Genomic DNA, 13058 nt, shown 5'->3' with positions numbered 1-13058 from the left:
CAGACGCTGCAGCCGCTCAAAAGAACGCCTCCCGTGTTGCGGGGAGGCGTTCATACAAACAATCAGTCGGCCGTCTCTTCGGACGGCTCGGACACCGGATCTGCGGATGCGGACTGGTCCGTCCGCTCATCCGAATCGGACGGTCCGGATGCGTCGGGCGCATCGTCCGCATCAGGCGAATCGGACGCGTCATCCACATTCTCCGCAGCGGCCACGGGATGATCCTTGGCGTGGCACACGGCGGACAGTAATCCGTGGATGAAGGCCGGCGAATCGTCGTCGCTCAGCGTTTTCGCCAACGACAGCGCCTCGTCGATGGCCACCTTGTCGGGAACCTCCTCGTTGAAGAGGATCTCCCACACGGCGATGCGCAGGATGTTGCGGTCCACAACCGCCATACGACGCACCTTCCAACCGGTGGAATGCTCGTCCAGAGTGGCGTCGATGTCGCGGCCGTGCTCGGCCACGCCGCGCACGATCTCGATGGCGTATTCGGGAAGCGGCGTCTGCGCGCCGGGCTCCTTGATGCGCTCCTCAAGCAGCGACGTGAAGCTCTGCGACTTCTCGTCCGCCTCATACAGCGTGTTCAGAGCCCTTTTGCGGGCGGTGGAACGTGCCATGAATGGCTTTCTCCTTGTGTAGTCGTCCGTGCGGTGGTCGTTCGCGCGTCCGCTTTCGCGGCGTGCGATGCGCGTGGGTCAGATGACCGGCGATCAGCCGTTTTCGCGGCCGGTGTAGGAACCGTCGGTGGTGTTCACCTTGACGCGGTCGCCCTCGTTGATGAACAGCGGCACCTGGATCTCGGCGCCGGTCTCCACGGTGGCGGGCTTGGTGCCGGCGTTGGAGCGGTTGCCCTGCAGGCCCGGCTCGGTGTGGGTAATGGTCAGCACCACGGAGCCCGGCAGTTCGACGGACAGCGGCACGTCGTTGTTGAACGACACGATGCAGTCGGTGCCTTCAAGCAGGAACTTGGACTGGTCGCCCACGAGGGTCTTGGGAACCATCACCTGGTCGTAGGTGGTCATGTCCATGAACACGAAGTTGTCGCCGTCCTCGTAGGAGTACTGCAGCGTGCGGTTGTCCACGGTTTCGAAGTCGATCTTCATGCCCGCGTTGAAGGTCTTGTCGACGATCTTGCCCGAGAGCACGTTCTTGAGGGTGGTGCGCACGAAGGCGGGGCCCTTGCCCGGCTTGACGTGCTGGAACTTGGTGACGGCCCACAGCTGGCCGTCAAGGTTCAGGACGGAACCGTTCTTGATGTCATTGGTAGTCTGTGCCACTTGAGTCACCTTAATCTACTGGCCGCATTGGGCCGACCTCTTAAAAAATGCCTTGCCAATTATGCCATATCCCCTAGAACTCCTTGTCACCGGCCGCCTGACTCAATTCAACTCAGGTCCCGGTGGACGCCTCGTCTCAGGGCGACGGCCAACACCGCGGCCAGATACAGCAAGGACAGCGTCATGGCGATGGTCTCCTGCCAAGGCACGAGTTCCTTCAATCCCATATCCGTGAACCATCGCGCACGAACGTCGAGCGCGTACATGGGATTCAGACTCAGCAGATGGTACGCGCCCCACCATCCGTTGTCGGCGCAGATGGTCAACACCGCGGCCAGCCCCAAACACAGGCCCGCCACCAATCCGACGGCGGCATAGGAATTGCGGCAGTATATGCCGCAGATGCCGGCGAGCAGCGCGAACGATATCACGACGGCGCACGATAACGCCATCGACAGTGCCACGTACTGGCCGACGGTGAGATCGGCCCAGGTCAGAAACGGCTGAGACTCGGCGAGTTCGGTCATCATCGTGTTGAAGCCGCTCGCCACATTCGACGCCCACAGGTCCGTCACGTCGGTGAGCGTCACATACGGAACCAAGGCCGCCGCCATAAGGACGACGAATCCTGCCACGCCAGTCGCCAATCCTACGGTCAATTTCGCGGCGAGCACCCGTCGCCGCCCCGCAAGGGACGCCATCACCATCGGTTCGGCACCGGTGGCATGTTCCATGCCGAGCAGCAGCGCCATGGCGAGCACGGCGGCCACGATCGCCTCCCACGTCACTCCCCCGATGATTGTGGAGCACAATCCGCGATGTATGGATGGCGTGTCCTCACCTGCGTAGAGACTCAGTCCAGCCTTGACGCCCGACAAACGGACCGCTTGGGTTTCAACCAACTCATATTTGCCGCGCACCAGTCGGGAGAGGGCCCCACACGCATCGGCCCCATCGGCATCGCCGTCAACCGCCGTCGCATATCGCCGTCCGACGGACCGCGCGTCATATCCCGCAAACGGATCGCGTGCGGATTCGACCGCAAATGCCAGAGCCGCCAGCGCGCGTTCTCCTGCGGCGTCTTCCCCATCGGCCTCACGCGTCGCATACCATGCCGCGAACCGTTGCCAGGCATCATCATCGACGGTTGTTCCGATGACGCGCGTCACCTCGCCAGCCGCTCGGATCGTGGGAGCCTCCGAGCCGGCATACACCGCGGCAAGCGCGACGTTCGCGAGCACGCACAATCCAAGCAATCCCCAAAGCACGCGAACACCGACCAGTTTGCGCCATTCCGCCATCAGCAGCCGACGCATGGCCGGTTTTCGTCCGCGCCGCATCCGCTTCACCGCGCCACCAGCTCGCGGGTGCGGGAGCGTATGCCGGTGACGCACCACAACACCGACGCGACGATAAGAGCGGCAGCACAGGCCAGATACTCGCAACCGGGCATCGGTACCCAGCGGTTCAACAACGCGTCCAACCGGAACACATCGATGCCCATGCCGAACATTCCAACCAGCACGCACACCGCCGCGAACGGCACCACGCGCAACAACATGGGAATCAACGAATCCACGAACCGCACCAGCCAGGCCGCCAGCATGGCGCAAGCCACGGCGAACAACACCGACAACAGGCACGCCAACACCAAAAACCATGCGAGATTCGTATCGAACCACAACATGCTCCCGGCGTCGAATATCCTCGTCGCGTCCAGCATCGGGAATGCAAGAAAATCCCGGAACACCCACAGCATAGGCAACAGCACCATCAAACCGGCGGCCAACGAAACCAGCGATGCCGCGGCAAGCAGAGCCAACGTCTGAGGCCAGACGATGCCACGCCCCACACGTGAAGCGAACTGCAATGCGACGATCCCATACCGTCGATCCCGCGTGCGAACCGGAACGATCACAATCATGGCGACGATTGGCAGGCCGACCAACAGGGCGACCACCGTATTGACGGCGGCGTTGCGGGCCTGCTCGGGCAGATACCCGAATTGGCAGTCTTCGGTATCGAACTGGGCGAACAAGACATCCACCCGTTCCACCATCGTTGGGGGAAGCGACGCGGACGTCGTCTCGTTCCCATTCTCGGACGAATCTTGTTCATTCCATGTGACGGAACCGCTGGACTGCCCACCGATCAGCGGCTGTTCGCGCGTCATGAGCAATGTGGACAACGCGCCGGTTTTTACCGCTTCAATTACCTCCGTATCACTCGCGCCAACGTCAGCACCCGTATACATAGCCAGCGGATTGACCAGCCGAGTAAGATACTCCACCCTCACGCGCGACGAGTACGCACCCACATTGATGGCTTGCAACACCGGGCCCCGATATACGTCCCCACCTTCGTCGTCGTAGCCGGAGACTGCCATACCTTCCTCGCTGCGCTGCGCTTGGTTCAGATAGGCTTGATACGATTCCCAATCCGTGACGCCCGCCGCCACAGCCGCGGGCAGTTCGGCCAAGTCGTCGGCGAAATGCCGTTTCTCCGACTCCAGCTCGTTGGACAAGCCTTCGCGCGTGGAAGGTGTGAGCCGCGCGCCATAACGTCTGGCCAGCTGAGCGGCGTATTGGTCACCTGGATCATTGGCGCCGAGCGAGTGGAAGGTCGAGGTCGCGTTGAGACTGGCGGGCACTCCGCCCAGCATCAACCCCGACCACAACGTCAGGAACACCAACGCCGCGAGTAGGGCCGGCAGACGGAATACGGTGCGCAGCTGGGCGCGGAATATGGCGAACTTCATTGTTTCCCTCCTTATTCACGGGCGGCTTGTCATTCGCCGTAGGTGACGAGGAACACATCCTCGAGATTCGGTTGGACCGTCAACACACGCCCATCGACTGCGGCATCGTCGACGGGCATCGGCGACCAGACGCGCTGCCGGGTCTGTGTGCCGTACTGCACTTCCGACAGCAGTCGTTGCCCCGGCGGCAACGGCATGGCGGCGGGCATCTCATAAATATGTCCACGCAATGCTGAGATCAGGTCCTCAGGCGTGCTGTTGGCGTGCACCGTGCCGTTTTTGAGCATGACGATGCGCCCGGCGATGGTGGAAAGGTCGGACACGATATGCGTGGAGAGGATCACCGTGCGATCGGCCGCCAACTCGTGGATGATGTTGCGGAACCGCACGCGCTCCTTGGGGTCGAGTCCGGCGGTCGGCTCGTCCAGAATGATGAGGTCCGGATCGTGGATCAACGCCTGGGCGATGCCGACGCGCTGGATCATGCCTCCGGAGAATGTGCGCATCTTCTTATCCGCCACGTCAGTGAGTCCCACCAACCGCAGCAGTTCGTCGACGCGGACGTCGATGCGTGATGGCCTGACCGCCTGCAGGGTGGCGATGTATGTGAGGAACCGACGTGGAGAATAGTTCGGATAATATCCGAAATGTTGCGGCAGGTATCCCAACAAGCCTCGATACCGGTCATCCATGGCCACGATGTCCTCGCCGTTCCATTGGATCGAACCTTCGGTCGGATAGAGCAGCGTGGCGATCATGTTCAGCAGTGTGGTTTTGCCGGCGCCGTTCGGTGCGAGCAGACCGGTCACCCCTTGGGTGAGTTCGAGGTCGATGTCATGCAGAATGGCGCGTCCGCCAAGGCGTTTAGACACATGGTGCAATGTGAGCATCATCGGCTCCTTTCCGTGCCGTATGCGAGAGTTCTGAATTCGGTGGGGCGAATGGCGCAGTATCGTCGCAAAGCGGCGAAGTAGGCGATGGCGGCGCAGAAAGCGAGTCCTATGGTAAGAACCGGCGGCAGGCCGGCAAGCCATGGTTCGACGGATGCGTGATGCCAGATCATACCGATGCTCAGCACCGCCCAAAGCGCCGGCATCAGCGCGTTCGAAGCCGGCCATCTGACATGCATGTCCACGAGCAGCTGCCCAAACGCGAACAGGAACAATGCGGCGAATGACAGTCCCAGCAGCGTCAGCAGGTCGAACCGCAACGATGACATCCAGGCGACGGTTACGGAGAACACGGTCGACCCCACCATCGAGATTCCGCCGAACACCAGCATGCGCATCGCCGCGATACGACGGAACGACCACCGGCAGGCGCGCAGCACCTGGGCGGTGCGCAGCGATCGCTCCTTGAACGAGATCAGCAGGTGGACGAATTCGTAGATCAGAGGGGAGAGAACGAAGGTGGGGACGAACAGAGCCCGCACCCGCCAATCGGATGTGGTTCCCGAGACGGTGGCATCAACGACCAAGCCGACATCCGGGGAGCCTGTCATTATGCCCGCCGTGGCGGCGGCCTGCTCTGAGCCAGCCTGTACCAGAAACGTCATGGCAAGCAGCCCCCACACCATACCGCCGCACATCACCGCGAGGAACACGCAATCCCCAACGCCGAAAAACAGGTTCCGTACGCTGAGCATGCGCACGGTGTCGGCGATAAGATCACGCAATCGCACGCGCTGCGGCAACGCGCGGTCCACTATGGCGTTCACGGACTCCGCGTCGGGCCGCGCGGGAGCATACGTCTCACCGACCGTCTCGTATGCGCTCACCAGCAGCTCTTCAAACCGAAGCGACGAGTCGGGGATCACAGGATCTTCAGCCATTCGACCGTCTGGCATGTCGTATGAATCGTTTGCATCGACGCTGTGATTATGGCTCCCGTTCATTGCCGAACTCCTTTCTCAACTTGGCAATCAATCGGTAGTACCGCGCCTTCACGGCGGGTTCGGGCATGTCCAATGCCGCTGCGATGTCTTGGAAAGACCGTTGTCCGTATAGCCGCATGCGATAGACTGTCTGCGACCGTTCATCCTCCGATGTGATGAACCGTTCGACACGATGCAATAAGTCGATGTTCGCGGTTGTGGTGTATGGGTCGGCGCGCACGTCCGGCAGCTCATCCCGCATACTGTTGCGATTGTCGTCCGTCGTGGTCGATGACGATTCCAGCGAAACGACGGGTCTGGTTCGTCGGTGGGAATCGATCACCTTATTGGAGGCGATACGCAGCAGCCATGTGGCGAACGTGCCTTTGCCCGCATCGTATGATTCCAACGCGCGCAATGCCGCGATGAACGTTTCTTGGGTCAGGTTCTCCGCTTCCTCGCGGGACATGACATGGAGGAACACGCTGCGGTAGACCATGGGATAGTAGGCGCGCACCAGTTTGTCGGCGGCGCGATGCGAACGCCTGACCACGATGGCGTCGATCAGACGCCTGATCTCGCGCTCTTGTCCGCGTTCGCTCGTCATCGCTCCAGCCCGTTCTCCCAGTCGTGTTCCTGTACTGGTATATACGCACGAGCCATGCGATTCGTTGCGGCACACTCAAAATTATTTCCCGGCGCGTTCCGTACCTGGCTATCGGTTTGGCATCTCCCATCATGTGGATATGGGTGAATACGACGAGACCCCAGCCCGAAAGGGGCTGGGGTCTCGCGAACGCTACGTTCTAGCGCGTGTCAGATCCGCCGATGGAAATCAGGCGAGGATCTTGGTGACACGGCCGGAGCCGACGGTGTGGCCACCCTCGCGCACAGCGAAGGTCAGGCCTTCCTCCATAGCGATGGGCTGGATCAGCTCAACGGTGAAGGTGGCGTGGTCGCCCGGCTGCACCATCTCGACGCCCTGCGGCAGCTCGATGACGCCGGTCACGTCGGTGGTACGGAAGTAGAACTGCGGACGGTAGTTGGAGAAGAACGGCGAGTGACGGCCGCCCTCGTCCTTGGTCAGCACGTAGACTTCGCCCTCGAACTTGGTGTGCGGGGTGACGGTGCCCGGCTTGGCCAGAACCTGACCACGCTCGACATCGGTACGGTTGATGCCGCGGAGCAGCAGACCGGTGTTGTCGCCGGCCTCGCAGGCGTCCATGGTCTTGTGGAACGTCTCGATGGAGGTCACGGTGGTGCTCTGGGTCTCGCGGATGCCGACGATCTCGACCGGGGAGTTGACGGCCAGCTGGCCACGCTCCACACGGCCGGTCACCACGGTGCCACGGCCGGAGATGGTGAAGACGTCCTCGATCGGCATCAGGAACGGCTTGTCCAGATCATGGGTCGGGGTCGGGATGTACTCGTCGACGGCGTTCATGAGTTCCTTGACGGACTCAACCCACTTGTCGTGGTTGGGCTCTTCGTCGTGCAGGGCGCCGTAGGCGGAGGTGTGGATCACCGGGCAGTCGCGGTCGAAGCCGTTCTCCTCGAGAAGGTCGCGGACCTCTTCTTCGACGAGCTCGATGAGCTCCTCATCCTCGACCATGTCGCACTTGTTCAGGGCGACGAGGATGCGCGGCACGCCCACCTGGCGGGCGAGCAGCACGTGCTCGCGGGTCTGGGCCATCGGGCCGTCGGTGGCGGCCACAACGAGGATGGCGCCATCCATCTGAGCGGCGCCGGTGATCATGTTCTTCACGAAGTCGGCGTGGCCCGGGCAGTCCACGTGGGCGTAGTGACGCTCAGCGGTCTGGTACTCGATGTGGGCGATGTTGATGGTGATACCACGCTGCTGCTCTTCCGGAGCGGCATCGATCTGGTTGAAGTCGTAAGCCGGGTTGACATCCGGGTACTCTTCGTGCAGCACCTTGGAGATGGCCGCGGTCAGGGTGGTCTTACCGTGATCGACGTGGCCGATGGTGCCGATGTTAACGTGCGGCTTAGTACGCTCGTACTTTTCCTTTGCCATTACTTTGTCCTCCTGGACGTTTCGTAGGTTTACTGGGTTTCTGGGTTTCGTGCCACATTGGTGCCAGAACCCAGTCAGCGGTACAACATACTACCGCTGACTGGGGACTGATGCCACCTTTGCGGCTACGCGTGTCACTCGCCGCGCTGGGCCTTGATGATTTCCTCGGAGACGCTCTTCGGCACCTCGTCGTAGGAATCCATCTGCATGGTGAACATGGCGCGGCCCTGGGTCTTGGAGCGCAGGTCGCCGATGTAGCCGAACATCTCGGACAGCGGCACCTTGGCGTCGATGACCTTCACACCGGTCGCGTCGGACATCTTGGTGATGTTGCCGCGGCGCTGGTTCAGATCGCCGATGACCTCGCCCATGTAGTCTTCGGGCGTACGCACTTCGACGGCCATGATGGGCTCGAGGATGACCGGCTTCGCCTTGGGAGCGGCCTCCTTGAAGCACATGGAGCCAGCGAGCTTGAAGGCCATTTCCGAGGAGTCGACCGGGTGCATCTGGCCGTCGGTGACGGTGGCCTTGACGCCCACGACCGGGAAGCCGGCGAGGATGCCGGATTCCATGGCTTCCTTGACACCGGCCTCGATCGGGCCGATGAACTCGTTGGAGATGTGGCCGCCGGTGACGGCGTTCTCGAACTCGAAGGTCTTGCCCTCGGTGGTGTCGAGCGGCTCGAAGTTCATCAGGACCTTCGCGAACTGGCCGGAACCACCGGTCTGCTTCTTGTGCGTGTAGCCCTGGTCCATGACGGCCTTGCGGATCGTCTCGCGGTAGGCGACCTGCGGCTTGCCCTGGTTGCACTCGACCTTGAACTCGCGGCGCATACGGTCGACGATGATGTCGAGCTGGAGCTCGCCCATGCCGGCGATCAGCGTCTGGCCGGACTCTTCGTCGGTGGAGACCTGGAAGGTCGGATCCTCTTCGGAGAGCTTGGCGAGGGCGATGCCCATCTTCTCCTGGTCGGCCTTGGTCTTCGGCTCGACGGCCACCTGGATCACGGGATCCGGGAAGGTCATGGAGTCGAGGGTGATCGGAGCGTCGAGGGCGCACAGGGTGTCGCCCGTGGTGACGTTCTTCAGGCCCACGAAGGTGTAGATGTTGCCGGCCGAAGCCTCGTCCACCGGGTTCTCCTTGTCGGCGTGCATCTGGAAGATCTTGCCGACGCGCTCCTTCTTGGAGCGGGTGGAGTCGAGCACGGAATCGCCCTGCTTGACGGCGCCGGAGTAGACGCGCACGAACACGAGCTTGCCGTAGAACGGGTGGGTGGAGATCTTGAAGACCAGAGCCGAGAACGGATCGGACTTGACCGGCTTGCGGTCGATCTCAACGGTCTCGTCCTTCGGATCGTAGCCCTGGATGGCGGGCACGTCCTCGGGGCTCGGCAGGTAGTCGATCACGCCGTCGAGCATGGGCTGCACGCCCTTGTCCTTGAACGCGGAGCCGCAGAAGACCGGGAAGGCGGACTTGCTGATGGTCAGCTCGCGGACGCCGGCGCGGATGTCCTCCTTGGACAGGTCGCCGTCCTCGAAGAACTTGTTCATCAGGTCGTCGTTCGCCTCGGCGGCGGCCTCGACCAGCTGCTCGTGGTATTCCTGGGCCTTGTCCTTGAGGTCGTCCGGGATCTCGGTGGTGTCGTACTTGGCGCCGAGCTCCTCGAGGCCGTTCCACACGTAGGCCTTCATCTCGACCAGGTCGACCACGCCGGTGAACTCGTTCTCGGAGCCGATCGGCAGCTGCATGACCAGCGGGGTGGCGCCCAGCTTGTCCTTGATGGTGTCGACGGAGTAGTAGAAGTTCGCGCCCAGCTTATCCATCTTGTTGATGAAGCAGATACGCGGAACGCCGTACTTGTCGGCCTGACGCCACACGGTTTCGGACTGGGGCTCCACGCCTTCCTTGCCGTCGAACACGGCCACGGCGCCATCGAGCACGCGCAGGGAGCGCTCCACCTCGGCCGTGAAGTCCACGTGGCCGGGGGTGTCGATGATGTTGATCTGGAACTTGTCCTTGGTGTCGTGGGACTGGCGGCTCCAGAAGCAGGTGGTGGCGGCGGACTGGATGGTGATGCCGCGCTCCTGCTCCTGCTCCATGAAGTCCATCGTCGAGGCGCCGTCGTGGGTCTCGCCGATCTTGTAGTTCTTACCGGTGTAGAACAGGATGCGCTCGGTGGTGGTGGTCTTACCGGCATCGATGTGCGCCATGATGCCGATGTTGCGGACGTGGTTAAGGTCCGAAAGCACCTCTTCAGCCATTGTTTTTCCTTAAACTTGTGGTTCGAGTGATTACCAGCGGTAATGGGCGAAGGCCTTGTTGGCTTCGGCCATCTTGTGGGTGTCCTCGCGACGCTTCACGGAAGCGCCGAGGCCGTTGGAGGCGTCGAGGATCTCGTTGGCGAGACGCTCGGCCATGGTCTTCTCACGACGGGCGCGGGAGAAGTCGGTCAGCCAGCGCAGCGACAGGGTGTTGGCGCGGGCGGGCTTCACCTCGACAGGCACCTGGTAGGTGGCGCCACCGACGCGGCGGGAACGCACCTCGAGGGACGGACGGATGTTGTCCAGCGCGCGCTTGAGCACGGCCACGGGCTCCTGGTCGGTCTTCTCCTTGACCATGTCGAGCGCGGAGTAGACGATGTCCTCGGCGATCGACTTCTTGCCGTCGAGCAGAATCTTGTTGATGAGCTGGGCCACCACGGTCGAGCCGTAGATCGGATCGGGCAGCAGCTGGTGCTTCTTAGCGGGTCCTTTACGTGACATATCTCTTACTTCGCCTTCTTTGCTCCGTACAGGGAACGACCCTGCTTGCGGTCCTTGACGCCCTGGGTATCGAGCGCGCCACGCACGATGTGGTAGCGCACGCCCGGCAGATCCTTGACACGGCCGCCGCGCACGAGCACGATGGAGTGCTCCTGCAGGTTGTGGCCTTCGCCCGGGATGTAGGCGGTGACTTCGACGCCAGAGCTCAGGCGCACACGGGCGACCTTACGCAGAGCCGAGTTCGGCTTCTTCGGGGTGGTGGTATACACACGGGTGCACACGCCGCGGCGCAGCGGGCTGCCCTTCAGGGCCAAAGTCTTCGACTTCTTCGGCTTGGCCTGACGTCCCTTACGGACGAGCTGTTCAATCGTAGGCAACTTGAATTCTCCGATTCAGTGGTTTCTCTTGGCTTCGTGAGGCCGCCGCACCGCAGCCACACTTCCCCTTGCCTCCGAGACCCTATAGGTCCGAATCGGAAAAGATAGCCACTGTCCACCGGCCCGATGGCCCGCCGTCCTCCAACCGCCGCATTACTGCGTGGCTCTCGCCGGACGGGCGGGATATCCCAACGCGCACGCCTGTCACATAAGGCATGCCGCTGGCACACACAAAGGTCAATCATACACGCAAGTCAGACAACGGCTCGCCGGAACGGCCCGACCGAGGATGGAGCTGCCGACCAGCATAACGCGGCCTCGAACCGGGGATAGGAGTTTGGTGTGACGGACCGTCGAGACTTGCCTATGTAAAACGATTGATTCTCAAGTTTGGTGTGAGGAATCGGTCTTGTCAGGCAGATCCGTCGTCATCCTATTAGCCCGCATGCTCTGGGCCGATAGTCAGCTGCGGAAAGTGGAGGCACGCAGCAGGTGGCCCCGGGGAGACCATGTCACCCGGGGCCACCGCTATCGGGGAAGGAGGGAGATTTTCCGTTTCGCCACATCCACTTGTTCTGTGTTATCTCTTGCTCTGTTCTTCTTGCATATCCGCTGCGGCCCGGCCTCTTTGCCGTACTGCCCTTGCCGCTTCCAGCACTTTCAGTATAGCTCGCGATCACGCGAAACGCCAATCCGCAGTAAGAAAAACAGCCTCCCCAACATGCCCCTCCCAAATGGAATCCGCTCCCCTCTCAAGGCGGCGGAAAGAGCGAAGCGGAGAGGCCGGGCGTAGTATGGAGCAATGCTTAAGAACGCGTCGGAACATGTCGAGCAGCCGCTGACCATCGCCTTGGTGGTCGATTCGATCGGCAACCAAGGCAACGGCACTTCGAACTCGGCCCTGCAATGGGCATCGGAGTTGGAACGGCAAGGCCATCATGTGCGACTGGTCGGAGTCGGAGCGCCGGAGTACCCGGCCCGTGTGAACAAAGTGCCGTTGGTCTCCTGGGTGGCGGCCAAACAGCAGATGCAGTTCGCCGAGCCGAGCGACACCCTGTTCCGCACCGCGTTCGCCGGCGCGGACGTCGTCCATATCTATATGCCGTTCAAATTCGGCCGCCGCGCCGCCAAAATCGCGCGCGACATGGGCATCCCCGTCACCGCCGGATTCCATCTGCAGCCCGAGAACGTGCTGTATTCGGCCGGGCCGCTGCGGCACATCCCCGGCATGCAGAACCTGCTCTACCGCCTGTTCCACTGGTGGCTGTATCGGCGCATCGACCACATCCACACCCCCACGGAGATGACCGCGAGCCTGCTGCGCTCCCACGGATACCGCGGCACGCTGCATGTGATCTCCAACGGGTATTCGCCGCGCTTCGAGGCGCGCGAGCCGCTCAGCGCGCAGGAGGCCGTGCGCACGCCCCTGCGCATCGTCGCCTCGGGACGGTTGGCCCATGAGAAGGACCAGATCACCCTGATCAAGGCGATTTCCATGAGCCGCTACGCCAGCGACATCCAGCTCATCATCGCCGGCACCGGGCCGTTGCGGCGCTATCTGCAGTTCCGCGCCGACCTGCTGCTGGCCCGCAAGGCGCAGATTGGCTTCCACAAGAATGCCGACATGCCGGCGCTACTGCGTTCCTGCAACCTGTTCGTGCACTGCTCCATCGCCGACATCGAATCGGTGAGCGTGATCGAAGCCATGGCCTGCGGACTGGTGCCGGTGATCGCCGCCTCCGAACTCAGCGCGGCAAGTCAGTTCGCGTTGCTGGACGAATCATTGTTCCCCGTGCGCAACGCGGCCCTGCTGGCCCGCCGCATCGACTGGTGGTTCGACCACCCCGAGGAGCTGGCGGCGTGGGGTGCCCGGTACGCCGAACACACCGAATCGCATTATTCGGTGGAGTCCTCCGTGCGCCGCTTCGTGGCCATGGAACGCGAAGCGATCGCCGACGCCGCCAAATAACGGA

General features: G+C 62.2%; 12 protein-coding genes. 1 reads left to right on the top strand and 11 read right to left on the bottom strand.

What is annotated here, in order from left to right; translation table 11 throughout:
- Window positions 1-62: 62 nt before the first annotated feature.
- From nusB to rpsL, 11 genes are all read right to left on the bottom strand, one after another.
- On the bottom strand, window positions 63-620 hold the full coding sequence (gene nusB, locus BL8807_RS07480; protein WP_072726477.1) for a transcription antitermination factor NusB: 558 nt from the start codon (window positions 618-620) through the stop codon (window positions 63-65).
- A 93-nt stretch (window positions 621-713) separates the two neighbouring features.
- On the bottom strand, window positions 714-1280 hold the full coding sequence (gene efp, locus BL8807_RS07475; protein ID WP_072726479.1) for an elongation factor P: 567 nt from the start codon (window positions 1278-1280) through the stop codon (window positions 714-716).
- 107 nt (window positions 1281-1387) lie between these two features.
- Window positions 1388-2620 carry a hypothetical protein gene (locus BL8807_RS07470; protein WP_193057464.1) on the bottom strand — a complete coding sequence of 411 codons (1233 nt, stop codon included), beginning with the start codon at window positions 2618-2620 and terminating at the stop codon, window positions 1388-1390.
- Between the two features lie 5 nt (window positions 2621-2625).
- Window positions 2626-3942, bottom strand: coding sequence for a hypothetical protein (locus tag BL8807_RS07465; protein ID WP_143249037.1), 1317 nt, complete (start codon window positions 3940-3942; stop codon window positions 2626-2628).
- Between the two features lie 125 nt (window positions 3943-4067).
- Window positions 4068-4931, bottom strand: coding sequence for an ABC transporter ATP-binding protein (locus BL8807_RS07460; protein ID WP_226847304.1), 864 nt, complete (start codon window positions 4929-4931; stop codon window positions 4068-4070).
- Window positions 4928-5869 (bottom strand): hypothetical protein, encoded by a 942-nt coding sequence (locus tag BL8807_RS07455; protein WP_072726488.1) that lies wholly within the window; start codon window positions 5867-5869, stop codon window positions 4928-4930. Before BL8807_RS07455 ends, BL8807_RS07460 begins: the two co-directional genes overlap by 4 nt.
- A gap of 46 nt (window positions 5870-5915) precedes the next feature.
- Window positions 5916-6518 (bottom strand): RNA polymerase sigma factor, encoded by a 603-nt coding sequence (locus tag BL8807_RS07450; protein ID WP_072726491.1) that lies wholly within the window; start codon window positions 6516-6518, stop codon window positions 5916-5918.
- Window positions 6519-6746: 228 nt separating this feature from the next.
- Window positions 6747-7946 (bottom strand): elongation factor Tu, encoded by a 1200-nt coding sequence (gene tuf / locus BL8807_RS07445; RefSeq protein ID WP_072726493.1) that lies wholly within the window; start codon window positions 7944-7946, stop codon window positions 6747-6749.
- A 134-nt stretch (window positions 7947-8080) separates the two neighbouring features.
- Entirely contained in the window at window positions 8081-10207 is a 2127-nt protein-coding gene (gene fusA, locus BL8807_RS07440) for an elongation factor G (protein WP_072726495.1), read from the bottom strand.
- A gap of 30 nt (window positions 10208-10237) precedes the next feature.
- Window positions 10238-10708: a 30S ribosomal protein S7 gene (gene rpsG / locus BL8807_RS07435; RefSeq protein ID WP_003813834.1), complete on the bottom strand. Its 471-nt coding sequence runs from the start codon at window positions 10706-10708 to the stop codon at window positions 10238-10240.
- A 5-nt stretch (window positions 10709-10713) separates the two neighbouring features.
- A complete protein-coding gene (rpsL, locus tag BL8807_RS07430; protein ID WP_003808601.1) occupies window positions 10714-11085 on the bottom strand; it encodes a 30S ribosomal protein S12 in 372 nt (123 codons plus the stop codon).
- A gap of 802 nt (window positions 11086-11887) precedes the next feature.
- Here rpsL and BL8807_RS07425 point away from each other — a divergent pair.
- Window positions 11888-13054: a glycosyltransferase gene (locus tag BL8807_RS07425; RefSeq protein ID WP_072726496.1), complete on the top strand. Its 1167-nt coding sequence runs from the start codon at window positions 11888-11890 to the stop codon at window positions 13052-13054.
- The last annotated feature ends 4 nt before the right edge of the window (window positions 13055-13058 follow it).

This window comes from Bifidobacterium lemurum, from assembly GCF_014898175.1.
Classification (GTDB): domain Bacteria; phylum Actinomycetota; class Actinomycetes; order Actinomycetales; family Bifidobacteriaceae; genus Bifidobacterium; species Bifidobacterium lemurum.
Note: the sequence above shows the minus strand (reverse complement) of the source record. Positions and strands in the feature narration are given on the sequence as shown.

What these genes read in the sequence shown, in the direction of transcription:
- nusB (WP_072726477.1), bottom strand. Translation starts at nt 620, where the DNA reads ATGGCACGTTCCACCGCCCGCAAAAGGGCTCTGAACACGCTGTATGAG.
- BL8807_RS07470 (WP_193057464.1), bottom strand. Translation starts at nt 2,620, where the DNA reads ATGCGGCGCGGACGAAAACCGGCCATGCGTCGGCTGCTGATGGCGGAA.
- BL8807_RS07465 (WP_143249037.1), bottom strand. Translation starts at nt 3,942, where the DNA reads ATGCTGGGCGGAGTGCCCGCCAGTCTCAACGCGACCTCGACCTTCCAC.
- BL8807_RS07460 (WP_226847304.1), bottom strand. Translation starts at nt 4,931, where the DNA reads ATGATGCTCACATTGCACCATGTGTCTAAACGCCTTGGCGGACGCGCC.
- BL8807_RS07455 (WP_072726488.1), bottom strand. Translation starts at nt 5,869, where the DNA reads ATGGCTGAAGATCCTGTGATCCCCGACTCGTCGCTTCGGTTTGAAGAG.
- BL8807_RS07450 (WP_072726491.1), bottom strand. Translation starts at nt 6,518, where the DNA reads ATGACGAGCGAACGCGGACAAGAGCGCGAGATCAGGCGTCTGATCGAC.
- tuf (WP_072726493.1), bottom strand. Translation starts at nt 7,946, where the DNA reads ATGGCAAAGGAAAAGTACGAGCGTACTAAGCCGCACGTTAACATCGGC.
- fusA (WP_072726495.1), bottom strand. Translation starts at nt 10,207, where the DNA reads ATGGCTGAAGAGGTGCTTTCGGACCTTAACCACGTCCGCAACATCGGC.
- rpsG (WP_003813834.1), bottom strand. Translation starts at nt 10,708, where the DNA reads ATGTCACGTAAAGGACCCGCTAAGAAGCACCAGCTGCTGCCCGATCCG.
- BL8807_RS07425 (WP_072726496.1), top strand. Translation starts at nt 11,888, where the DNA reads ATGCTTAAGAACGCGTCGGAACATGTCGAGCAGCCGCTGACCATCGCC.